Source organism: Luteimonas qiangzhengi (assembly GCF_039548515.1).
Taxonomy (GTDB): Bacteria; Pseudomonadota; Gammaproteobacteria; order Xanthomonadales; family Xanthomonadaceae; genus Luteimonas.
On the sequence record NZ_JBCLVE010000009.1, the window covers coordinates 19181 to 42058 of the forward strand.

General features: G+C 67.3%; 19 protein-coding genes. 15 read left to right on the top strand and 4 right to left on the bottom strand.

The features are described from left to right. Positions 1-38 precede the first annotated feature (38 nt). The 12 genes from frr (at position 39) to dnaE (ending at position 15091) form a co-directional block, all read left to right on the top strand. Positions 39-596 carry a ribosome recycling factor gene (frr, locus tag WCE59_RS07585; protein WP_343258144.1) on the top strand — a complete coding sequence of 186 codons (558 nt, stop codon included), beginning with the start codon at positions 39-41 and terminating at the stop codon, positions 594-596. 24 nt (positions 597-620) lie between these two features. Continuing rightward, positions 621-1394: a polyprenyl diphosphate synthase gene (gene uppS / locus WCE59_RS07590; protein ID WP_343258145.1), complete on the top strand. Its 774-nt coding sequence runs from the start codon at positions 621-623 to the stop codon at positions 1392-1394. Next, complete coding sequence (locus WCE59_RS07595; RefSeq protein WP_343258146.1) at positions 1391-2242, top strand: phosphatidate cytidylyltransferase; 852 nt, start codon at positions 1391-1393, stop codon at positions 2240-2242. Before uppS ends, WCE59_RS07595 begins: the two co-directional genes overlap by 4 nt. Positions 2243-2246: 4 nt before the next feature. Beyond that, positions 2247-3431, top strand: a complete 1185-nt coding sequence (locus WCE59_RS07600; protein ID WP_343258147.1) for a 1-deoxy-D-xylulose-5-phosphate reductoisomerase — start codon at positions 2247-2249, stop codon at positions 3429-3431. 55 nt (positions 3432-3486) lie between these two features. After that, positions 3487-4848 carry an RIP metalloprotease RseP gene (rseP, locus tag WCE59_RS07605; protein ID WP_343258148.1) on the top strand — a complete coding sequence of 454 codons (1362 nt, stop codon included), beginning with the start codon at positions 3487-3489 and terminating at the stop codon, positions 4846-4848. Between the two features lie 71 nt (positions 4849-4919). Further along, positions 4920-7436 carry an outer membrane protein assembly factor BamA gene (gene bamA, locus WCE59_RS07610; protein ID WP_343258149.1) on the top strand — a complete coding sequence of 839 codons (2517 nt, stop codon included), beginning with the start codon at positions 4920-4922 and terminating at the stop codon, positions 7434-7436. A gap of 28 nt (positions 7437-7464) precedes the next feature. Next, positions 7465-8487 carry a UDP-3-O-(3-hydroxymyristoyl)glucosamine N-acyltransferase gene (lpxD, locus tag WCE59_RS07615; protein WP_343258150.1) on the top strand — a complete coding sequence of 341 codons (1023 nt, stop codon included), beginning with the start codon at positions 7465-7467 and terminating at the stop codon, positions 8485-8487. Continuing rightward, positions 8484-8942, top strand: coding sequence for a 3-hydroxyacyl-ACP dehydratase FabZ (fabZ, locus tag WCE59_RS07620; protein WP_343258151.1), 459 nt, complete (start codon positions 8484-8486; stop codon positions 8940-8942). Before lpxD ends, fabZ begins: the two co-directional genes overlap by 4 nt. A gap of 1 nt (position 8943) precedes the next feature. Further along, the gene (lpxA, locus tag WCE59_RS07625) at positions 8944-9732 is read left to right on the top strand and encodes an acyl-ACP--UDP-N-acetylglucosamine O-acyltransferase (protein WP_343258152.1); all 789 of its coding nucleotides are present in this window, start codon (positions 8944-8946) and stop codon (positions 9730-9732) included. After that, positions 9705-10880: a lipid-A-disaccharide synthase gene (gene lpxB / locus WCE59_RS07630; RefSeq protein ID WP_343258339.1), complete on the top strand. Its 1176-nt coding sequence runs from the start codon at positions 9705-9707 to the stop codon at positions 10878-10880. Before lpxA ends, lpxB begins: the two co-directional genes overlap by 28 nt. Continuing rightward, positions 10877-11482, top strand: a complete 606-nt coding sequence (locus WCE59_RS07635; RefSeq protein ID WP_343258153.1) for a ribonuclease HII — start codon at positions 10877-10879, stop codon at positions 11480-11482. Before lpxB ends, WCE59_RS07635 begins: the two co-directional genes overlap by 4 nt. Before the next feature lie 30 nt (positions 11483-11512). Further along, positions 11513-15091 (top strand): DNA polymerase III subunit alpha, encoded by a 3579-nt coding sequence (gene dnaE, locus WCE59_RS07640; protein WP_343258154.1) that lies wholly within the window; start codon positions 11513-11515, stop codon positions 15089-15091. A 19-nt stretch (positions 15092-15110) separates the two neighbouring features. Here the strand turns inward: dnaE and coaE are convergent, their stop codons facing one another. After that, entirely contained in the window at positions 15111-17489 is a 2379-nt protein-coding gene (coaE, locus tag WCE59_RS07645) for a dephospho-CoA kinase (RefSeq protein ID WP_343258155.1), read from the bottom strand. Positions 17490-17643: 154 nt separating this feature from the next. On the opposite strand from coaE, the gene WCE59_RS07650 reads away from it, so the two are divergent. The 3 genes from WCE59_RS07650 (at position 17644) to WCE59_RS07660 (ending at position 20933) form a co-directional block, all read left to right on the top strand. Beyond that, complete coding sequence (locus WCE59_RS07650; RefSeq protein ID WP_343258156.1) at positions 17644-18603, top strand: acetyl-CoA carboxylase carboxyltransferase subunit alpha; 960 nt, start codon at positions 17644-17646, stop codon at positions 18601-18603. Between the two features lie 10 nt (positions 18604-18613). After that, a complete protein-coding gene (gene tilS / locus WCE59_RS07655) occupies positions 18614-19918 on the top strand; it encodes a tRNA lysidine(34) synthetase TilS (RefSeq protein WP_343258157.1) in 1305 nt (434 codons plus the stop codon). 310 nt (positions 19919-20228) lie between these two features. After that, positions 20229-20933, top strand: coding sequence for a PP2C family protein-serine/threonine phosphatase (locus tag WCE59_RS07660; protein ID WP_343258158.1), 705 nt, complete (start codon positions 20229-20231; stop codon positions 20931-20933). 35 nt (positions 20934-20968) lie between these two features. Here the strand turns inward: WCE59_RS07660 and dnaQ are convergent, their stop codons facing one another. From dnaQ to WCE59_RS07675, 3 genes are read right to left on the bottom strand one after another with little or no spacing between them, the layout of a single operon-like run. Beyond that, complete coding sequence (gene dnaQ, locus WCE59_RS07665) at positions 20969-21733, bottom strand: DNA polymerase III subunit epsilon (RefSeq protein WP_343258159.1); 765 nt, start codon at positions 21731-21733, stop codon at positions 20969-20971. A gap of 25 nt (positions 21734-21758) precedes the next feature. Next, positions 21759-22226 (bottom strand): ribonuclease HI, encoded by a 468-nt coding sequence (gene rnhA / locus WCE59_RS07670; protein WP_343258160.1) that lies wholly within the window; start codon positions 22224-22226, stop codon positions 21759-21761. After that, on the bottom strand, positions 22223-22876 hold the full coding sequence (locus WCE59_RS07675) for a hypothetical protein (protein WP_343258161.1): 654 nt from the start codon (positions 22874-22876) through the stop codon (positions 22223-22225). The genes rnhA and WCE59_RS07675 overlap by 4 nt, the downstream gene beginning before the upstream one ends. Between the last annotated feature and the right edge of the window lie 2 nt (positions 22877-22878).

Sequence of the window (22878 nt, forward strand, 5' to 3'; positions counted from 1 at the left end):
ATAATCCGGCGGTTACCCGTCACGAGATGGAGCCGTCGATGCTCAACGAAATCAAGAAAGATGCGCAGACTCGCATGAACAAGAGCATCGAGTCGCTGCGCAACGACATGGCCAAGATCCGCACTGGCCGCGCGTCAACCGCACTGCTCGACCAGCTGAAGGTCAACTATTACGGCTCGGACATGCCGCTGTCGCAGGTGGCTACCGTCGCCGTCAGCGATGCCCGCACCCTGACCATCACCCCCTGGGAAAAGCAGATGGTCGGTCCGGTGGAAAAGGCGATCCTGGCCTCCGACCTCGGCCTGAATCCGAACACGTCCGGCACCACCATCCGCATCAACCTGCCCGCGCTGACCGAAGAGCGTCGCCGCGAGCTGGCCAAGGTGGTGAACAACGAAGGCGAGAACGCCAAGATCGCGATCCGCAACATCCGTCGCGATGCCAATCAGCAGGCCAAGGATCTGCTGAAGGAAAAAGAGATCAGCGAGGACGACGAGCGCCGCAGCGAGGACGAGATCCAGAAGATCACCGACCAGGCGATCAAGGGCGTGGACGAAGTCGTCAAGGCAAAGGAACAGGAACTGATGGCCGTCTGAGTGGTTGTCAAAACCACTGTGTCCATGCAGGTTCCCAATCCTCCCGCAGTCCCCAGCCACGTCGCCATCATCATGGACGGCAATGGCCGCTGGGCCGCACGTCGTCGGCGGCCGCGCATGATCGGCCACCGCGCCGGTGCGCGCGCCGTCAACGTATGCATCGACTTCTGCCTGGAGCAAGGCATCCAGGCGCTGACCCTGTTCGCGTTTTCCAGCGAAAACTGGGGGCGGCCCGCCGAAGAGGTCGGCGCGCTGATGAAGCTCTTTCTCAACGCGCTGGAACGCGAGGTGATCGAGCTGGAGCGGCGCGGCGTGCAGGTGCGTTTCATCGGCGAACGCAGCCGTTTCAACGTCGCCATCCAGCAGCGCATGCAGGAAGCTGAAGCCCGCACCGTCCACAACCATCGTCTGCACCTGAACGTGGCTGCGAGCTATGGCGGACGGCAGGACATCGCCTCCGCCGCACGCTCCCTGGCCGAGGATGTGGCCGCCGGGCGACTGCAGCCGGAGCAGATCGACGAAGCCGCCATGGGCGCGCGCATGTCATTGTCCGAGCTGCCGCCGCCCGACCTGTTCATCCGCACCGGCGGCGAGCTCCGGGTCAGCAACTTCCTGCTCTGGCAGCTGGCATATTCCGAGCTGTGGTTCACCGATACCTTGTGGCCTGATTTCGACGCCGCCACCCTCCGGCAGGCGCTGGACGACTACGCCGCACGCGAGCGGCGCTATGGCCTGACCGCCGAGCAGATCGTCGCCAGGCAGGCCTTACCCGATACGAAGGACGCTTCTTCCGCATGACCAGGACCCGTGTAATCGCCGCCCTTGTGATGGCGCCGCTGGCAATCGCCGCAGTCCTGCTGCTGCCCACCCCGTGGCTGGTGGCACTGGCGGCCGTGGCGCTGCTGGGCGGGCTGTGGGAATGGCTGCGCCTGGCCGGAGTGGATGACCCGATCGCCCGCGGCACCCTGCTGATCGCCAACCTGCTGCTGATCCTGGCGCTGGTGTGGGCCTCGGCCAGCGATCCCAATGGCTCGATGGTGCTGCTCAAGCTGCTGTGCGTGGCCGCGGTGATCGGCTGGCTGCTGGTCGCGATCTGGCTGCGCCACCCCGGGTTTGCCTCCGCGCCGGACGCCCGCTCGCGGGTAATCAAGCTGGCCGCCGGGACCCTGGTGATGGTGCCGGCCTGGTGTGCGGTCGGCCTGATCCATTCCGGCGCGCCGAACGGCAACCGCTGGCTGCTGCTGGCCCTGGCCATCGTCTGGGCGGCCGATACCGGCGCCTACTTCGCCGGTCGCAGCTTTGGCGGCAAGGTATTCAAGGAGCGCCGGCTGGCACCGCGCATCAGCCCCAACAAGACCATCGAAGGGATGATCGGCGGCCTGCTGCTGGCGGTGCTGACCGCGCTGGTGTTCGCCCCGCTGGCCGGTGCGTCCTCCGACCAGCTGCCGGCGGTGGCCCTGGTGGCGCTGCTGGCGGCGGGTTTCTCGGTGCTCGGCGATCTGTTCGAGAGCCTGCTCAAGCGCCATGCCGGGGTCAAGGATTCGGGCAACCTGATTCCCGGTCACGGCGGCCTGCTTGATCGCATGGACGGCGTGCTGGCGGCGCTTCCGGTGTTCGCCGTCGGCCAGATCTGGTTGGGATTCTGAGCGCGTGACCATGACCAGCCCACGCTCGATTGCCGTGTTTGGCGCCACCGGATCGATCGGTGCCTCCGCTCTGGACGTGATTGCCCGGCATCCACAGCGGATGCGGGCTTCGGTACTGGCTGCGGGCAGCAACGTGGATGCGCTGGTGGCGCTGTGTCGTGAGCACCGTCCCGACCACGCCGTGATCGCGGACCCGGCCCGCTTCGACGCCCTGCGCGACGGTCTGGACGCCGCCGGGCTCTCCACCGTTGCCCACGCTGGCGGACAGGCGCTTGCGGACCTGGCTGCCAGCGACGCCTGCGACACCGTGGTGGCGGCCATCGTGGGCGCAGCCGGGCTCGATTCCACCCTGGCAGCCGCCAGGGCCGGCAAGCGCCTGCTGCTGGCCAACAAGGAGTCGCTGGTGCTGGCCGGTGAACTGGTGATGGCCGCCGCGCGCGAGGCCGGCGCCAGCGTGATCCCCATCGACAGCGAACACAGCGCCATTTTCCAGTGTCTGCCCGACGGGCGGATGCATCCGGGCGTGCGTGCGATCACCCTCACCGCTTCTGGCGGGCCGTTCCGCGGCCGCAGCCGCGCGGAGCTGCAACAGGTCACGCCCGAGCAGGCGATCGCCCACCCCAAGTGGTCGATGGGGCCGAAGATCTCGGTGGATTCGGCCACGCTGATGAACAAGGGCCTGGAAGTGATCGAGGCCCACCACCTGTTCGGCCTGCCGGCTGACCGCATCGATGTGCTGGTGCACCCGCAGAGCCTGGTCCATGCGCTGGTGGAGTTTGACGATGGCTCCACCCTGGCGCAGATGGGTCTGCCGGATATGCGCACCGCGCTGGCAGTGGGACTGGCCTGGCCGGAACGGATCGACTCGGGTGTCGGCAGACTGGACCTGCTGGCGCAGGGGCGGCTGGAATTCGAAGCGCCGGACGAGGCCACCTTCCCGTGTCTGGCCCTTGCCCGGCAGGCGCTGGAAAGCGGCGGCACCGCGCCGGCCACCATCAACGCAGCCAATGAGGTTGCGGTAACGGCCTTCCTGGAGCGCAGGATCGGTTTCCTCGACATCGCCGCCGTCGTGACGGATGCACTGACAGCGCTGCCGCACGCACCGGCAACCTCGCTGGAGGCCCTGCGCGATGCGGATGAACAGGCGCGCCGGGTCGCACGCGACGCCCTGCCCCGGTACGCTCCCTGATCGCCATGCCCTTTCCCCACTCCATCCGCCTGCCTGAACGCGTGAATTTCCGCCCATGACCACCTTTTTTGGCTCCGTCTGGTGGCTGATCGTCAGCCTGGGCGTGCTCGTAACCTTCCACGAGTTCGGCCATTACTGGGTCGCCCGGCGCAACGGGGTCAAGGTGCTGCGCTTTTCCATCGGGTTCGGCCGGGCGCTGTGGTCGCGTCGCGGCCGCGACGGCACCGAATATGTGATCGCCGCCATTCCCCTGGGCGGTTACGTGAAGATGCTGGACGAGCGCGAGACGCCCGTGGCCGAAGAGGAAGCGTCGCAGGCGTTCAACCGCAAGTCGGTCTGGCAGCGCATTGCCATCGTCATTGCGGGCCCGGCGGCCAACCTGATCCTGTGCGTCGTCCTGCTGTGGACGATGTTCGTGGTCGGCCGGCCCGACTACATGCCAGTGGCCGGCGTGGCCCAGGGGCTGGCCGCTGAAGCCGGCCTGGAACGCGGCGACACCATCCACAGCGTGGGTGGGCGCCAGACGCCGACCTGGAACGAGGTGCAGCTGGCCCTGCTGCCGGCCGCGCTGGACCGCAGCGATGTGCAACTGGAAGTGACCGATACCCTTGGCAACCAGCGCACCCGCACCCTGCCGCTGTCGCGCCTGCCGGCCGACATGGACGACCTGCACCTGCTGCCTTCGATCGGCCTGCTGCCCCGGCATATGCTGGTGCCGGCGGTGATCGGCGGGATCCAGCCGGGTTCGCCAGCCGACGGCCTGCTGCTGGAAGGCGACCGCGTCACCGCGTTCGACGCGCACCGGATCGAAACTTTCGAACAGATCGGGCCGCTGGTCCAGGCGCTGGGCGCGCAGGGCGGCAGCGCGATGGTCGAAGTTGAGCGCGAGGACGAGCGCCTGGCGCTGGAGCTGACCCCTGAGCTGATGGAAGACCCGGAACGCGGTGAATTCTGGGTGCTGGGCATCCAGTCCGACCGCGGCCAGGCCCCGTCCAAGGACGCCATGCAGCGCTACGGCCCTGTGGCCGCGGTGCCGGCGGCGCTGCGCGAGACCGCGCACCTGACCGGCCAGCTGGTGGGGATGATTGGCCGTGCGTTCAGCGGCCGGGTGGCGATCCAGAACACCGTGGCCGGGCCGATCACCATCGCCCGGGCCACCAACGCCTACGCCAGCCAAGGCGTCGCGTGGTACCTGACCATCCTTGCGCTGCTGTCGCTCAGCCTGGCCATCCTCAACCTGCTGCCAATCCCGCTGCTGGATGGCGGCCACCTCCTGTATTACCTTATCGAGTTGGTCAAAGGCAGCCCGTTAAGCGATCGTGCCATGGTCGCCGGGCAGTATGTCGGGCTTGCATTGCTGGCCAGCCTGATGGGCTTGGCGTTCTACAACGACATCCTGCAACTGGTCCAACGCTGACTTTCCTCCATTCAACGCCAACGCCGCGCCACCCAGGCAGCTGCGAGGCGCATTCAAGACGGACGTATTAGATGACGCGAAATCCCAGCCGCCACCTGCTCGCCCTCGCCCTTGCGGCGGCGATCGTGTCCCCCGCCGGGGCCCAGCAGACAGCAGAAGCGCCGCCATCCGTCCAAAGCCCGGCGGCCACTCCCTTCACCGTCAGCGACATCCGTGTGGATGGCCTGCAGCGCATCGGCGCGGGTACGGTCTTCACCTACCTGCCGATTGAACGCGGCGACCAGGTTGACCAGACCCGCGTGGGCGAAGGCATCCGCGCGCTTTACCGCACCGGATTCTTCGAAGACGTGCGCATGGGCCGCCAGGGCGACATCCTGGTGATCACGGTCACCGAGCGTCCGGCCATCAACCGCCTGACCCTGACCGGCAACAAGGACATCAAGACCGAAGACCTGATGCAGGGTCTGACGGAAATCGGCCTGGCCGAAGGCGACACCTTCGACCGCCTGGCCCTGGACCGGGTGACCCAGGAGCTGACGCGCCAGTACAACAACCGCGGCAAGTACAACGTGCTGGTCACGCCCACGGTGTCCAATCTGGACCGCAACCGGGTGGACGTGACGATCAACGTCGACGAAGGCTCGGCGGCCAAGATCCGCCACATCAATATCGTCGGCAACGAGACCTACGACCAGGACACCCTGCGCGAAAACTGGGAGTCGGGCACCAGCAACTGGCTGAGCTGGTACCGCCGTGACGACCAGTATTCACGTGAAAAGCTCGATGGCGACCGCGAGAAGCTGCACAACTTCTACCTTGACCGCGGCCATCTGGACTTCAGCGAAGACAGCATCGAAGTGGCGATCAGCCCCGACCGCCAGGACATGTACATCACCTCCGGCATCACCGAGGGCGAGGTGTACACCGTGTCGGAAGTGGAAGTGACCGGCGATACCGTGCTGCCGAAGGAAGACATCGAGTCCCGCATTTTCATCCGCGAGGGCCAGACCTTCTCGCGCGCCCTGCTGGAGCTGAGCTCGGACGCGATCATCGCCACGTTGAGCAACATCGGCTACGCCTTCGCCCAGGTGAATCCGATCCCGGAGGTCAACCGCGAGGAGCGCACCGCCAAGATCTCCATGCAGGTGGTTCCGGGGCCGCGCGTGAACGTGCGCCGGGTCGTATTCCGCGGCAACACACGCACCTCCGATGAGGTCCTGCGCCGCGAGATGCGCCAGTTCGAAGGTTCCTGGTACTCGCAGGCCGCCATCGACCGTTCGCGCATCCGCCTGCAGCGCCTGGGCTTTTTTGAATCGGGCAGCGTCAGCGTTGAAACCGAGCCGGTGCCGGGCAGCCCGGACGAGGTCGATGTGGTCTTCAGCGTCGCCGAGACCGCTTCGGGCAGCTTCGTGTTCGGCCTGGGGTATTCGCAGCTTGCCGGCGTGACCACCTCGGTGCAGCTGTCGCAGGACAACTTCCTGGGCCGCGGCAACCGGGTCTCGATCGAGGCCAGCCGCAACCTGTACCTGCAGCGCTACGCGTTCTCCTACGTCAACCCCTACTTCACCGATGAGGGGCTGTCGATGGGCTACAACCTGTGGTGGCGCGAATTCGACAACTCCGAGTTCAACACCGCCCAGTACTCGTCCACCAGCGCGGCCGGCCAGGTGTTCTTCGGCGTGCCGATCAGCGAGCACGACAGCTTCTCGCTGCTGTTTGGCGTGGACCGCAACGAGATCTTTACCTGGCGCGGTGGCACCCCGGACTCCATCGTCGATTACGTCGATGCGTTCGGCTCGCGCACCTTCCACGCCTGGCGGACCGAGGTGGGCTGGTCGCGCGACACCCGCAACGATTTCCTGCAGCCCACGCGCGGTACCCATCAGCGCATCGCGGCGGAAATCACCCTGCCCGGCTCGACCGCCGAGTACTACAAGCTCAGCTACGAGTTCTCCAAGTACTGGCCGATCAGCCGCGCATTCGTGCTCAACAGCCGCGCCGAACTCGGCTACGGCGACAGCTATGGCAGCGACGTGTCGCGGGATGTGTGTTTCATCCCGGCGCCGCCCCCGACCCAGGAGAACCCGTGGCCACAGCCGCCGCCCCCGACCGAGCCTTGCACGCCTGACGCGGACGATTACCTGCGCACGATCACCGCCAGCGGACTGCCGTTCTACGAGAACTTCTACGCCGGTGGTACCCGCTCGGTACGCGGTTTCCGCGACAACACCCTGGGCCCGCGCGAAGCGGTGGGCGGCAGCAACTACATGCAGCCGCTGGGCGGCGCGCTGAAGACGGTCGGCTCGCTGGAGATGTACTTCCCCACCCTGCTCGATTCGCCGGCGGCGCGGATTTCCGCGTTCGTCGACTTCGGCAACGTGTACACCGACCTGGATGCGTTCGAGGTCAAGGATTTCCGTGTCTCGGCAGGTGTTGCCCTGATGTGGCGCGCGCCGGTGGGTCCGATTTCGATCAGCTATGCCTATCCGCTGCGCAAGCAGGACGATGTGTTTGGCGGCGCTGGCGACCTGATCCGCCGCGGCGACGAGGTCGAGCGCCTGCAGTTCACCTTCGGTGGCGCGTTCTGATATCGCGCCGTCGTACGCAGGAGCAGACATGGACAAGCAGGCATACACGGCGGCAGAGATTGCCGCCCACACCGGGCTGGAACTTCGTGGTGACGGCGCCGTCCGGATCGAGGGAGTCGCCTCGCTTGGCGCTGCGCAGCCGCACCAGCTGACCTTCCTGGCCAATCCGCGCTACCGCGCGCAGCTGCAGGACAGCCGCGCCGGCGTGGTGATCCTGCAGCCGGAAGAAGCCGACTCATTCAACGGGACCGCGCTGCTGGCGGCCGACCCCTACGTGGCCTACGCGCGCGCCGCAACGCTGTTCGAGCGGCGCGAGGCCATCGATCCCGGCGTTCACCCGACCGCGGTGGTGGATCCTTCCGCCACGGTTGATCCGGGCGCCCACATCGGGCCGCACAGCTTCATTGGCGCGCGCACCACCATCGGGCATGGCGCCGTGATCGGCCCCGGCTGCACCGTTGGCGAGGATTGCGAGATCGGCGCCGGCACGGAGCTGGTGGCGCGGGTCAGCCTGGTCAGGCGGGTGCGGATGGGGGCCCGCTGCGTGGTCCATCCCGGCGCCGTGATCGGCGGCGACGGCTTCGGCCTGGCCATGGAACAGGGCCAGTGGATCAAGGTGCCGCAGCTGGGCGGTGTACGGATTGGCGACGACTGCGAGATCGGTGCCAACACCACCATCGACCGCGGCGCCATCGACGACACCGTGCTGGAAGACAACGTGCGCCTGGACAACCTGATCCAGATTGCCCACAACGTGCACGTGGGTGCGCACACGGCGATGGCCGGCTGCGTCGGCATTGCCGGCAGCACCCGCATCGGCCGCTATTGCATGCTGGCCGGCCAGGTTGGCGTGGCCGGGCACCTGGAGATCTGCGATCGGGTCACGGTAATGGCCAAGAGCATGATCTCGCATTCGATCACTGAACCGGGCGAGTATGCTTCGGGAATACCGGCGACGCCGGCGCGTGAGTGGCGGCGCACTGCAGTACGCATCCGCCAGCTCGACACGCTTGCACAACGCATCGCCGCCATTGAAAAGGGAAAAGAATGACCAAGGCTCCACCATCGCTGCCTCTGGACAGCAACGCCATCCGCGCACTGTTGCCGCACCGCTATCCGTTCCTGCTGGTTGACCGGGTGGTGGAAGTGGAGCCGGGCCGCCGGGTGCTGTGCTTCAAGAACGTGAGCGGCAATGAAGGTTTTTTCCAGGGCCACTTCCCTAACCAACCGGTCATGCCGGGGGTGCTGGTGATCGAAGCCCTGGCGCAGGCCGGCGGGTTGCTGAGCCACCTCAGCCGCGACGAAGTGGTTACCGACCGCATTTCCTACCTGGTGAAGGTGGACAAGGCGCGGTTCTCCCACATGGTGGTGCCGGGCGACCGCCTGGATCTCGAAGTGGAGATCCGTCGCGAGATCCGCAACATGACCCTGTACGTGGGGACCGCCAGCGTGGAAGGCCGCGAAGTGGCCTGCGCAGAGATCCTCTGTGCGGAGGTCGAAGCCTGACATGTCCGTAGCGGTACAGGTGCACCCGACCGCCAGCGTGGACCCGTCCGCGAAGCTGGGGGCCGGGGTGGTGGTGGGTGCCTTCACCCTGATTGGACCGGAGGTCGAGATCGGCGACGGCACCCGCATCGGCTCGCACTGCAGCATCCTCGGCCCGACCCGGATCGGCCGCGACAACGTCGTCCACGGCCACGTGGCGATCGGTGGCGATCCGCAGGACAAGAAATTTGCCGGGGAATCGGTGCGGCTGGAGATCGGCGACCGCAACCTGATCCGTGAGTTCGTCACCATCAATCGCGGCACCGGCGGTGGCGGCGGCGTGACCCGGGTGGGCAATGACAACTGGCTGCTGGCCTACACCCACATCGCCCACGACTGCATCGTCGGCAGCGACTGCGTGTTCTCCAACAACGCCACCCTCGCCGGCCATGTTGAAATCGGCGATCACGTGATCCTGAGCGGGTTCGTGGGCGTCCACCAGTTCTGCCGGATCGGCATGCATGCCTTCATCGGCATGGGGGCCTTCGTCAACGGCGATGTGCCGCCCTTCGTGATGGTGGCCCAGGAAGGATACGGACGGCCGCGCGGCATCAACAGCGAAGGCCTGAAGCGGCGCGGGTTCGATTCCGACCGCACGGCCGCGATCAAGCGCGCCTATCGCGCCCTGTACATGTCCGGCAACGAGCTGGCCCAGGCCCGGACCCGGCTGTCCGAGATGGCCGGCGAGAGCGAGGATGTGCGCGCGATGCTTGAGTTCATCGAATCCGGCCAGCGCGCCCTGCTGCGGTGAGGGCGCGTTTCGCCCTGGTGGCGGGCGAAGCCTCGGGCGACCTGCTGGGCGCCGGGCTGATTGCCGAGCTTTCACGCAGATTCCCGGACGCACTGTTTGCCGGCGTGGGCGGCGATGCCATGCGCCGGGCCGGCCTGGACGCCTGGCACGATTCGTCCGAGCTGGCGGTCATGGGCCTGAGCGAGGTGCTCTCGCACCTGCCGCGCCTGCTGTCCCTGCGCCGCAGCCTGCACCAGCGGCTGCGTACCTGGCAGCCGGACGCATTCATCGGTATCGATGCCCCTGACTTCAATCTCGGCCTTGAGCGCCGTCTCAAACGTGACGGACTGCGGACCGCGCACTACGTGAGTCCTTCGGTCTGGGCCTGGCGCCGCGGTCGCGCACGCACGATCGGCCGCAGCGCCGACCGGGTGCTGTGCCTGTTTCCGATGGAACCGGACATCTATGCCGCGCACGGCGTGGACGCGCGCTTCGTGGGCCATCCGATGGCCGATGAAATGCCGCTCAACCCGGATCGCCGGGCGGCCCGCCAGCGGCTGGGACTGGCGGCTGAGGGCACCGTGCTGGCGGTGTTGCCCGGCTCCCGGATGGGCGAAGTGGAACGGCTGGGTGAAGTGTTCCTGCAGGCGGCCGCGCTGGTGGCCGCCCAGGTCCCGGGCCTGCGGATCGTGATCCCGGCCGCCAACGCTGCCTGCAGGCAGGCGCTGGAGGCACAGGTGGCCGCGGCGAAGTTGCCCCCCGGTGCGGTGCTGCTGCTGGATGGGCAGGCCCGCGAGGCGATGGTGGCCTCCGACGTGGTGCTGCTGGCCTCCGGCACGGCCACGCTGGAGACCATGCTGGCCAAGCGGCCGATGGTGGTGGGCTACCGCGTCGCCCGCGGTACCCAGGTGCTGGTGCGGGCCACCGGCCTGCTCAAGACCGACCGTTTTTCCCTGCCGAACGTCCTGGCCGGCGAGACCCTGGTGCCCGAGCTGATCCAGGAAGACTGCACGCCGGACAAGCTCGCCCAGGCGGTGCTGGCCTGGCTGCACGATCCGGCCGCAGTGGCGGCGCTGGAGCCGCGTTTCCGCGAAATCCACATGACCCTGCGTCGCGACGCGTCAGCGCGCGCGGCGGACGTGATCGAAGCCCTGGTGGCGCGCCGATGAGCCTGCTGGTGGCCGGCGTGGACGAGGCCGGGCGCGGACCGTTGGCCGGCCCGGTCGTGGTGGCAGCGGTGATCCTGCGCCCCGGGCACGGCATGGAAGGCCTGGATGATTCCAAGCGCCTGTCCGAGAAGCGCCGCGAAGCGCTGTATCCGCAGATTGTGGAATCTGCGCTGGCGTGGCGGGTGGAATTCGTGGACATCGACGAAATCGACACCCTCAACATCCTCCAGGCCACCCTCACCGGCATGTGCCGGGCCCTGCGCGCGCTGTCGCCCGCGGCCCAGCTGGCCCGCATTGATGGCAACCAGCTGCCCCGCGACCTGCCCTGCCCGGGCGAGGCGGTGATTGGCGGCGATGCGCTGGATCCATCGATCATGGCGGCCTCGATCCTGGCCAAGGTGTCCCGCGACCGGGCCATGCGACAGCTGCATGAGCAGTTTCCGCAGTACGGGTTCGACCGGCACAAGGGCTATCCCAGCCCCCAGCACCTGGCCGCGCTGCAGGCGCATGGCCCTTGTCCACACCACCGACGCAGCTATGCGCCCGTGCAGCTGTCACTCATGCCGGATCTGGCCGCGCCCGACCGCTTCCAGCTGGGCTGAAATACCCAAACACAGCCGCTATGGACCACGATGTCAACTCTTGTCGGCATCGCCCCGGACACCTACGCTGAGCGGGCCGTGTCAGTCCGCTTTGTCCACCTTCATCTGCACAGCGAGTATTCGCTGGTTGATTCGACGATCCGCATTCCGGAGCTCGTCGAGCGTTGTGCTGCGCTGGGACAACCCGCGGTCGCAGTCACCGATCGCAACAACCTGTTCTCGCTGGTGGAGTTCCATTCCAGGGCGGAAGCCGCCGGCGTCAAACCGATCGCCGGCGCCGATGTCATGGTGGCCAGCGGCACCGAACCCGCATGGCCGGTGACCCTGCTGTGCCGAAGCCACGAAGGCTATCTCAACCTGTCGCGCCTGCTCAGCCGCGGCTGGCTGGAAGGCCACCGGACCGACGGCGTGGTCATACGGCCGGAGTGGCTGCTGGAGCAGACCGGCGACCTGTTCGCCCTGCTCGGCCGCCACAGCGAGGCCGGGCGCCTGGCCGCTGCCGGCAAGCATGATTCCGCCCTGCAGTGGCTGGGAGACTGGCAGCGCGCGTTCGACGACCGCCTGCACCTGGAGCTGACCCGCACCGGGCGCGATGGCGAGGAGCTGTTCAACGATTTCGCCCTGCACGCGGCCAGCGATCGCGGTCTGCCGATCATCGCCTCCAACGATGTGCGCTTCCTGGACGCCGACGGCTTCGACGCGCACGAGGCGCGCAGCTGTATCGCCACCGGCCGGGTGCTGGACGATCCCCGCCGTCCCAAAAATTACAGCCCGGAGCAGTACCTGAAGTCGGCCGATGAAATGGCCGAATTGTTTGCCGATCTGCCCGACGCCCTGGACAACACGGTGGCCCTGGCCCAGCGCTGCAACTTCGAGCTGAGCCTGGGCAAGTACTACCTGCCCGCCTTCCCGGTGCCCGACGATCACACCCTGGAAAGCTGGATCCGCAGCGAGGCGCGCGACGGGCTGGATCAGCGCCTGGCCAGCAACCCGATGGCCGAAGGCCATACCCGGGAGACCTATCTCGAGCGGCTGGACATCGAGCTGGGCGTCATCATCGAGATGGGGTTCCCCGGCTACTTCCTGATCGTGGCCGACTTCATCAACTGGGCCAAGGAGCACGGCATCCCGGTGGGTCCGGGGCGTGGTTCGGGCGCCGGCTCGCTGGTGGCCTGGGCGCTGGGCATCACCGATCTGGATCCGCTGCCTTACGACCTGCTGTTCGAGCGCTTCCTGAACCCGGAACGCGTGTCGATGCCCGACTTCGACATCGACTTCTGCATGGACCGGCGCGACGAGGTGATCGACTACGTCGCCCGCAAGTACGGCCGCGACCGGGTCAGCCAGATCATCACCTACGGCACCATGGCCGCCAAGGCGGTGGTGCGCGACGTGGGCCGCGTGCTGGGCTATCCGTACGGCATGGTCGACGGCATCGCCAAGCTGGTGCCGATGACCCTGGGCGTGTCGCTGTCGGACGCGCTGGGCCGCACCGACAAGGGCCGCAAGGACGAGAACTGGCGCTCCGACGAACTGATCGCGCGCTATAACGACGAGGAGGACGTGCGCGACCTGCTCGACCTGGCCCTGCAACTTGAGAACCTGACCCGCAACGCCGGCAAACACGCCGGCGGCGTGGTGATCGCGCCGCGCCCGCTGAGCGATTTCTGCCCGCTGTTCGCCGAACACGACGAAGACGGGCGCGGCAAGAACCCGGTCACCCAGTTCGACAAGGACGACGTGGAAGCGGTGGGCCTGGTGAAGTTCGACTTCCTCGGCCTGCGCACGCTGACCATCATCGACTGGGCGGTGAAGGCGATCAACGCGCGGCGCGAAGCGGCCGGCGAAGAGATGCTGGACATCTCGACGCTGCCACTGGACGACACGCCGACCTATGAGCTGTTCGCCCGCGGCGGCACGGTGGCGGTGTTCCAGTTCGAGTCGCGCGGCATGCGTGAGCTGCTCAAGCGCGCCCAGCCCGACCGGTTCGAGGACATCATCGCGCTGGCCGCGCTGTTCCGCCCCGGCCCGCTGAACTCGGGGATGGACAAGGACTGGGTCGACCGCAAGCACGGCAACGCCGAGGTCACCTATCCGCACCCCGCGCTGGAGCCGGTGCTCAGCCCTACCTACGGGGTGATCGTGTACCAGGAACAGGTGATGCAGATCGCCCAGGTCCTGGCCGGCTATTCGCTCGGTGGCGCCGACCTGCTGCGCCGCGCGATGGGCAAGAAGAACGCCACGGAGATGGCCAAGGAGCGGGCCAAATTCGAGACCGGCTCCGCTGCCAACGGCGTCGATCCGAAGGTCGCCACCTCCATCTTCGACCTGATGGAGCAGTTCGCCGAGTACGGCTTCAACAAATCGCACTCGGCCGCCTATGCGCTGGTCGCCTACCAGACCGCCTGGCTGAAGGTGCACTACCCGGCCGAGTTCATGGCCGCGGTGCTGTCCTCGGACATGGACAACACGGAAAAGGTGGTGGGCTTTCTGGAAGAGGCCCGGGCGCTGGGGCTGGACGTGCTGCCGCCCGACGTCAACGCCTCCGCGCACATGTTCCAGGCCATCGACGCCAAAACCATCCGCTATGGCCTGGGCGCGGTAAAGGGCGTGGGCCGGGGTGTGTGCGAAGCCATCGCCGCGGCACGCTCCAGTGGCGAGCCGTTCCGCGACATGCTGGATTTCTGCACCCGCGTGGATGCAGGCCGGCTCAACCGCCGCACCCTGGAAGCACTGTCCCTGTCAGGCGCCCTGGATGCGTTGGACAGCAACCGCGCCTCGCTGATGCTGCAGGTGCCCGAAGCGCTCAAGGCCACCGAACAGCTGGCGCGCGAACGCAGCGCTGGACAGGTATCGCTGTTTGGCGGCGGCGGAGACGACCACGCGCCCGCGCTGGAAATCGACCTGCCCCAGGCCGAACCGTGGTCGCTGGGTCAGGTGCTTGCCGGCGAGCGCGACACGCTGGGCCACTACCTGAGCGGGCACCCGGTTGATCCACATCGCGTAGAGCTGGAGGCCCTGGTCGGCACCGATCTGGGCAAGCTGGATGCGCTGTTTGCCACGCGACCGGAAGGCCGCGGCGGCTGGCGGCCGGAAGTCACCGTGGTGGTGGCTGGCCTGGTCACCGGCATGCGCAAACGCGGCGATTCGCAGGCGTTTGTGCAGATCGAGGACGGGCGCGGCCGCCTGGAATGTGCGTTCTTCTCCGAAGCGCTACAGGAATACGCGCCCTTGCTCACCCGCGATCGCATCCTGATCGTGGAGGGCGGGCTGCGCGAGGACGAATTCAGCGGCGGATTCTCGCTGCGTGCGCAGCGCTGCTGGGACTTCGAGCAGATCTGCCCGCAGGTGTCCCGCCGCCTGGCGCTGCGCCTGGATCTGCGCGTGCCGGGAGTATTGGACCGGCTGGAGACGCTGCTTCAGCCCCAGCGTCCAGGCCAGACCCCGCTGCGCTGCGAGGTGCTGCTGGCCAGCGGTGCCTGCGGGGTGATCGACCTGAACGGTGAATCCAGCGTGCGCGTTGACCCCGACCTGCTTGGACAGCTGCGCGCTGATCCTGGCGTGCGCGCAGTCCGGGTGGCCCTGGACCGGCCGTGGCTCAGCAGCTGAGCCGCTGACCAGGTCGGACTCATGAGTCCGGCGCTCCTCCTGCATCGTCTCCGTCCGAGCCAGCTCGATGCTCATCGACCACCGGCTGCACCCGCTCGTTCCAGAATTCACGCACCGCCCCGGTAAGCGCCTCGCGCCCTGAATCGTTGACGATCACCTCGTCGGCGATCTCGCGGCGCTCTTCGTCCGTCGCCTGCGAATCGATCCGCTCCCAGGCCTGCTTCCTCGACAGTCCCCGCTCGTTGACCAGGCGGGTCACCCGCTTCTCGGCGGGTGCTTCCACCACCAGCACCAGGTTGAGCCCGAACCTGGGCTGGTCGGTCTCGGCCAGCATCGGCACGTCCGCCACGACTACCGCGTCGGGGCCGGCCTGGGCAGCACGACGCGCAATTTCATCGCGCACCCGCGGATGGATGATCTGGTTGAGCCTGGACCGGGCGGTCTCATTGCCGGCCACCAGCTTTCCAAGCGCGTAGCGGTTCAGTTCACCGCCGTCGGTGATGACTTCCTGGCCAAACACCTCCCTGATTTCCCCCAGCGCCTCGGTTCCAGGCCTGAGCACCCGGCGCACCAGCTCGTCGGCGCTGATTACCACTGCCCCCAGCGCACGGAAATCCTCGGCCGCAAGAGATCTACCGGACCCGATGCCGCCGGTCAGACCGATGGTCAGCAGGGCCCCGGTCTCCTGGGCCTGCTGCCAGTGCCAGGTATGCGGCTGGTGGGTGTCGTGCTCCGGCTCGGTGCCCAGCTCGTACTCGGGTCGAATCACGTACTCGGCCATGTCGTGCTCGTCTTCCTGGGCCCGCCGTTCGTATTCCTCGATCGGCAGCACCTTCTTCCACTGCCGCGTGCGAATCGGCTTGGGCGTGCCGACATCCTCTCGTAACGCCTTCAGCAGCAGCGCGCACAAGCCTACGACCAGCACCATCACCGGGGCGCCGATGACGATGATCACCTCCTGCAGGGCCGCCAGCCCGTGCTCGCCCGAGGTCACCAGGATCACCGCGCACACGATGCCCACGGACAGCGCCCAGAGCACGCGCTGGCGCCTGGGGCCCACGTCTTCATGCCCGGACGCCAGGTTGTCCAGCACCAGCGCGCCAGAGTCCAGCGAGGTGACGAAAAAGATGCCAATCACGATCAGCGCCAGCACCGCCGTGAACCCGTAGAGCGGGAACGACTGCAGGAACTGGAACAGCGCGGCTTCCACGTGCCCGTTGGTCACGATGGTTTCGGTCAGGGACCCGGCTGTCTCCGCGGCCCGATCAATGCGGAACGCGCTGAACCCGAAGGTGCCCATCCAGATGATGACGAAGGCCGTGGGCAGACCGATGGAGGCGGTAACGAAGGCGCGGATCGTCCGCCCGCGCGAAATACGCGCAATGAACAGCCCCACGAAGGGCGACCAGGTGACCGTCCACGCATAGTAGAAAACGGTCCAGTCGCCGGACCAGCGTCCGCTACCAAAGGAATCGTTGAAGAAGGACAGCACGGGCAGATGGCTCACGTAGGCCCCCGCCGACTCCACGATGCCGCGGACCGTGTCCATGGTGGCGCCCCACATGAGCACGAACAGCATCAGCGCCACCGTCAGCACGATGTTCAGGTAGGAAAGCCGCTTGACGCCCTTGTCCAGGCCGGACAGCGCCGAGACGAGTGCGAGCGCGGTGATGACAGCGATGATGCCGGCCTGCAGCCAGCCGTTCATGGGCACGCCCATGACGTAATTCATGCCGGCGTTGATCTGCATCGCGCCCAGGCCGACCGAGACCGCCAGGCCGAAGACCGTGGCCACCACGCAGAGGATGTCCACCGCCTTGCCCCACGGACCGTGGATGCCGTCCCCGAGCAGCGGCTGCAGCGCCGAGGACACCCGCGGCGGCAGCCGGCGCTTGTAGGTGAAGTAGCCAAAGCACAGCCCCGGAATCACCAGCAGCGCCCACATATGGATGCCGAAGTGGAAGTTGGCGATGGCCAGAGCCTGCATGGCCGCCATGTCGCTTGCCGGCACCGTGCCGTAAAGCGGTGGATTGGCGTAGTGGTTCATCGGCTCGGCTACGCCCCAGAACATCAGCACCGCGCCCACCCCGGCCGCAAACAGCATGCCGAACCAGGCCACGCCGGAGAATTCCGGCTCCGAATCGTCATCGCCAAGCTTCACCCGTCCGTAGCGGCTTGCCGCGAGCACGAATGCGAAGATCACCAGCCCGGTTGTGCCCAGGGTGTAGAACCAGCCGAGCTCGTAGCGAAGGTAGCTCGCCACCACCCCGAAGGCGCCCTGGACGGGTCCAGGAAAGATCGACATCGCCACGGCGAAGGCGAAGATGATCAGCACCGAGACGAAGAACGTCACCGGGCCGGTGCGAAGGCCGAAAAGATCGTGCAGCCGGGTCAGCATGAAGCCCCCTTCCAGTATTCAGGCGCTGTCGATGTTACCGATGCCATCCCAATGCCGCTTCACGTACCGGTAACACGAACAACACACGCCACGGTACGGTGCCGCGGCAGCTGGTCGGATAGACTGTCGTGATTGTTTTACGGCCCGGTTACAGATGAATCCGAACTACCTCGATTTCGAACAGCCCATTGCCGACCTGGAAAGCAAAATCCAGGAGCTGCGCCAAGCCAGCACCGGTCCGGAGGTCAATATCGACTCCGAACTGCGCACCCTGCAGGACAAGCTGCGCCGCCGCACCGCGCAGATCTTCCGCGACCTGAATCCCTGGCAGGTGTCCCAGCTGGCGCGGCATCCCGCCCGGCCCTACACCAGCGATTACATCCGCGTGGTCTGCGACGAGTTCGAAGAGCTTGCCGGCGACCGCGCCTATGCCGACGACCCGGCGATCATTGGCGGACTGGGCCGGATCGACGGCCGTCCGGTGATGATCATCGGCCACGAAAAAGGCCGCGACACCCGCGCCAAGGTGCGCCGCAACTTCGGCATGCCGCGCCCCGAGGGCTACCGCAAGGCATTGCGGCTGATGAAAATGGCTGAGCGCTTCAAGCTGCCGCTGCTGACTTTCATCGACACCCCGGGCGCCTACCCTGGCATCGGCGCGGAAGAACGCGGCCAGTCCGAGGCCATTGCCCGCAACCTGATCGAAATGGCCGAGCTGTCAGTGCCGATCCTGTGCACGGTCATCGGCGAAGGCGGCTCCGGCGGTGCGCTGGCGATCGGCGTTGGCGACCGCACGTTGATGCTGGAATACAGCACCTACTCGGTGATCTCGCCCGAGGGCTGTGCTTCGATCCTATGGAAGGACGCCGACAAGAAGCGCGAGGCCGCCGAGCAGCTGGGTCTGACCGCCAAGCGCCTGCATGGACTGGGGCTGGTGGACAAGGTGGTGCGCGAACCGATCGGTGGCGCCCACCGCAACCCCGCCCAGACCGCGATCCGGCTCAAGGCGGTGCTGCTCAACCAGCTGGATGAACTGGAAGCACGTCCACCCGCACAGCTGCTGGAACAGCGTTACCAGCGCCTGCGCAGCTACGGCGCCTACGAGGGGCGCTGAGCACCCGCCCGTGCTGTCGCCCCCGCCCGTCGCTGGCCCGGTGCTGGTGGGCTACAGCGGCGGGATGGACTCCACGGCGCTGCTGCACCTGCTGGCCGCTGACGGCGCCATCCGCGCCCGCGGCCTGCGCGCGATTCATGTGCACCACGGCCTGCAAACCCAGGCGGATGACTGGGCGCAGCATTGCCAGGCAACCTGCGCAGCGCTTGACCTGCCGCTGACCATTGCCCGGGTCGCGGTTGACCGCAGCGCGGGCCAGGGGCTGGAAGCCGCCGCCCGCCTGGCACGCTACCAGGCATTCGAGGCCGCGCTTGAAGAGGGCGGGATCCTCGCCCTGGCCCACCACCGCGATGACCAGGCCGAAACCTTCCTGCTGCGCGCTCTACGCGGCTCGGGCGTCGAGGGGCTGCGGGCCATGCCGGCATGGCGCAGGATCGGTCGCGGCTGGCTGTGGCGCCCGCTGCTGCAACTTCCGCAGACCGAACTGCTCGAATACGCCCGCGCCAACGGCCTGCACTGGGTGGACGACCCCAGCAACGCAGCTTCCGACCACGATCGCACCCATCTGCGTGTGCACGTGCTGCCCCTGCTGCGCGAGCGCTGGCCCCACGCCTCCGCCGCCTTCGCGCGCAGCGCCGCGCTGGCGGAAGAAGCAGCAGACCTGCTGGCCGCGGAAGACCAGCAAGGCCTGGCTGCGGTGTCCACCGCGGACCCCCAGGTTATCCGGACCGACGCCCTGCTGCGCTACCCGCGCGAGCGACGGGCCCGCCTCCTGCGCGCGTGGCTGGCGCAGTTGGGCCTGCCCGCCCTGCCTGCGCAAGGCGTGGCGCATGTGGAGTCGGACCTGCTGTCAGCGCGCGCAGACGCCACAGCGGCCTTTGCATGGTCGGGCGCCCGGATCCGGCGCTGGCGCAACTTGCTGCACGCCAGCGCGGACAACCGTGCCCTGCCTGCCAACTACCGGGTTTGCTGGGACGGTGCTGAGCCGCTGCACCTCCCCACCGGTGATCTGCTTTGCCTGGAGCGGCTGGGCTCCGCCAGCGACCCGGGCGCAGACCCCTGGCAGCTGCAGGTCCACGCGCGCCAGGGCGGCGAGCGGATCGTGTTGCCAGGCCGCGGCCACTCGCACGCGCTCAAGCATGTGCTGCAGGAACTGGACGTCGCGCCCTGGGTTCGCGAACGCCTGCCTCTGATTTCCGCCCCTGACGGCAGCCTGCTGGCCGCCGGCGATCTGGCGCTTTCCAGCCGCTTCAGCCAACAGCTTGCCCACGCCGGGCTGCGGCTCACCTGGCGGCGCCGCGCCGGCAGCGATTGAGCCGGACGCGTGGGTGTCCTCCCCTGCCCTGTTTTACGTATGTTCCAGTAGAGAGCCCGCAGCACAGGCTCCCCCACAACCGGCGCCCCGCATGAACGATCGGTCTCCGTTACCCGAAACCGCAGGCACCCCCGGGGCTCCCCCTGACCGCCACTCTGCTAAGTTAACCAACCCTTCCGCAGCACCCGGGTTGTCAGTGGCCGACGCAGATCCAGCAGACACCGCGGCCGACGTCCGCACAACGCAGCCTCAAGCGCCGCCTCCAGCGTTCAATCCGGACACCGAATCACTCATGGATGCGGGCAACCCCATGATCGAATTCGGTCATCTGACCCACGTCGGCATGCGCAGGGACCTCAATGAGGACACCTACTACGGTGACAGCGACCTGGGCCTGTGGCTGGTGGCCGATGGCATGGGTGGGCATGAATATGGCGAAGTCGCCAGCGCGCTGGCCCGTGAAACCATCGTGCGCGAGATCCGTCAGGGTACGCCGCTGGAACAGGCGATCCGGATCGCCGATGAGGAGATCATCCGCGTGTCCCGCCAGCGTCACGACACCCTGCCGATGGGTACCACCGTGGTGGCTGCGCGGGTGCGCCAGAACCGCTTCGAAGTAGCCTGGGTGGGCGACAGTCGCGTGTACCTGTGGCATGCAGGCCGGCTGACCCAGCTCTCCCAGGACCACAGCTACGTCCAGGAGCTGATCCGGCAGGGCACCATCAGCGTGGACCAGGCCCGCGACCACCCGCATCGCAACGTGGTGACCCAGGCGCTCGGCATCACCGATCCGAAGGCGCTGAACGTGGAAACCATGACCGGTGAACTGCTGCCGGGCATGCAGCTGTTGCTGTGCAGCGACGGCCTGACTGAGGAAATGGACGACCCCGGCATTGCCCGGGTGCTGTCACACACCGAATGCAGTGCGCAGGAATGCGTTGACGGGCTGGTGGCGGCCGCGCTGGACAACGGCGGGTCGGACAACGTGACCGTGGTGCTGGTGCGGCGCAGCTGAGCGACGCCCGCTGTCAGCGGGCCCGCAAGGTCATCTCAGGCAGGCTCGACTTCGCGCCCGGCCACCTGTTCCGGCGCCTGCCACAGCGTGCGACCGCTGCGGTTGCCGATCGCTTCCACACGGGCCGCATGCAGGGCCAGCTCCTCATCCGTGGGCACCACCCGCGGCCTGGGGCCGGCTGGCCGAATCGAACCCGCCAAAGCCACCGCATCAGCAGCCGGCTCGAACGCGGCAAAACCGATCTCCCGCTGGCCGGCGGTCAGCTGCAGATACACCTCGGCCAGCAGCTGGGCGTCCAGCAAGGCGCCGTGCAGCTGTCGGTGGGCGTTGTCCACGCCCAGGCGCCGGCACAGCGCGTCCAGCGAGTTGCGCTGACCGGGGTAGCGTTGGCGGGCAAGGTCCAACGAGTCCAGCACCATCGTCCGGTCGGTCATGCAGCCGTAGCTGTCTCCCAACCGGCTCAGCTCGGAATCAAGAAACCCGATATCGAACGCGGCGTTGTGGATCACCAGCTCGGCGCCATCGACGAACGCCAGGAAATCGTCGACCACGTCTTCAAACAGCGGCTTGTCGGCCAGGAATTCGAGCGTGAGCCCGGTCACTTCCTGCGCCCCCGGCTCGAACTCGCACTTGGGGTTGATGTACTGGTGCCAGGTGCGCCCGGTGGGCCGGCGCTCAATTAGCTCGACGCAGCCGATCTCCACCACCCGGTTGCCTTTCTTCCACTCCAGGCCGGTGGTTTCCGTATCTAGGACGATCTGGCGGAGGGACCCCGCGCTGGTTGATTCTGTATTGGACATTGGAGAACCTGAAAATCCCTTCGCTCTACTGGATGACGGCTGAAAGCCTGGCCTTGCAGCGTTCCGCCTGGTCGCGCGCCAGGGTATCGACGCGCTCGTTGTCAGGATCGCCGGAATGGCCCTTGACCCAGCGCCAGTCCACCGTGTGTCGCTGCGCAGCCGCATGCAGGCGCTGCCACAGGTCCTGGTTCTTGACCGGGGCGCCGGCAGCGGTGCGCCAGTTGCGGCGCAACCAGTTCGCCATCCACTCGGTGATGCCCTTGCGCACGTATTGCGAATCGGTGTGGAGCACCACGTCGCAGGGCTCGGACAGCGCTTCCAGCGCGCGGATCGCGGCCATCAGCTCCATGCGGTTGTTGGTGCTCTGGTCTTCTCCGCCCGCCAACTCTTTTTCCCGCTGGCCATAGCGCAGCAGCGCGGCCCAGCCGCCCGGCCCGGGATTGCCCAGGCAGGCGCCATCGGTGTGGATCTGAACTTGCTTGTGGACACTCATCCGGTACTCAATCCTTGCTGAAAACGAAGCTGACGTACGCCACCGGGCGTTGGCGTCAGCGGCATGACACGCTTTTCGGCACGCAGCGCATAGGCCGCGCGCAGGCCAGGACCGCTGCCTGCCCCGGGCCGCGCCTCTACGCGCCAGACCGGGCCCACCCCCTGCGAGACCGGATCTGGCTCCAGCCCCACCCGCCGCAGGCGTCGACGCCAGGTCAGCGGTTCACTGGCGTGCAAACCGGCGCCCTGCCAGCGCAGCCGATAGGGCGACAGCGGGTTCAGCGTGAACAGGTGCACGCGCCCGCCATCCACCAGCACCCTGGCGCATTCGCCCAGCAGCTCGGCGAGCCCCTCCCCGGCCGGTACGTGCTGCAGTACCACCGTGGCGATCGATTCACTGGCCAGCGGAAGCGGCAGGCGGCAGCGCACCTGTCCTTCCCAATCGCCGCCGTTGGCCACCAGGCACAGGCCGCGACCGGGGCTTTCGATCCTGACGGAGCCCGGCGAAAACCACAGCCATGGCAGCGCCGGCCGCTCCGACAGCGTGCGTCGGATCAGCGGAATCTCGCTTTCAATCAGGGCCTGACCGGGCCCGGACTCGAACCAGGAGCGGCGGGCGGCGGGTTGACCTGCTGGTAAATTCGCGGGCATGG

Coding starts and splice junctions, on each gene's coding strand:
- rseP (WP_343258148.1), top strand. CDS start 3,487: ATGACCACCTTTTTTGGCTCCGTCTGGTGGCTGATCGTCAGCCTGGGC.
- WCE59_RS07660 (WP_343258158.1), top strand. CDS start 20,229: ATGATCGAATTCGGTCATCTGACCCACGTCGGCATGCGCAGGGACCTC.
- WCE59_RS07595 (WP_343258146.1), top strand. CDS start 1,391: ATGACCAGGACCCGTGTAATCGCCGCCCTTGTGATGGCGCCGCTGGCA.
- WCE59_RS07650 (WP_343258156.1), top strand. CDS start 17,644: ATGAATCCGAACTACCTCGATTTCGAACAGCCCATTGCCGACCTGGAA.
- lpxD (WP_343258150.1), top strand. CDS start 7,465: ATGGACAAGCAGGCATACACGGCGGCAGAGATTGCCGCCCACACCGGG.
- WCE59_RS07675 (WP_343258161.1), bottom strand. CDS start 22,876: ATGCCCGCGAATTTACCAGCAGGTCAACCCGCCGCCCGCCGCTCCTGG.
- uppS (WP_343258145.1), top strand. CDS start 621: ATGCAGGTTCCCAATCCTCCCGCAGTCCCCAGCCACGTCGCCATCATC.
- frr (WP_343258144.1), top strand. CDS start 39: ATGCTCAACGAAATCAAGAAAGATGCGCAGACTCGCATGAACAAGAGC.
- dnaQ (WP_343258159.1), bottom strand. CDS start 21,733: ATGTCCAATACAGAATCAACCAGCGCGGGGTCCCTCCGCCAGATCGTC.
- lpxA (WP_343258152.1), top strand. CDS start 8,944: ATGTCCGTAGCGGTACAGGTGCACCCGACCGCCAGCGTGGACCCGTCC.
- WCE59_RS07635 (WP_343258153.1), top strand. CDS start 10,877: ATGAGCCTGCTGGTGGCCGGCGTGGACGAGGCCGGGCGCGGACCGTTG.
- coaE (WP_343258155.1), bottom strand. CDS start 17,489: ATGCTGACCCGGCTGCACGATCTTTTCGGCCTTCGCACCGGCCCGGTG.
- bamA (WP_343258149.1), top strand. CDS start 4,920: ATGACGCGAAATCCCAGCCGCCACCTGCTCGCCCTCGCCCTTGCGGCG.
- fabZ (WP_343258151.1), top strand. CDS start 8,484: ATGACCAAGGCTCCACCATCGCTGCCTCTGGACAGCAACGCCATCCGC.
- rnhA (WP_343258160.1), bottom strand. CDS start 22,226: ATGAGTGTCCACAAGCAAGTTCAGATCCACACCGATGGCGCCTGCCTG.
- dnaE (WP_343258154.1), top strand. CDS start 11,513: ATGTCAACTCTTGTCGGCATCGCCCCGGACACCTACGCTGAGCGGGCC.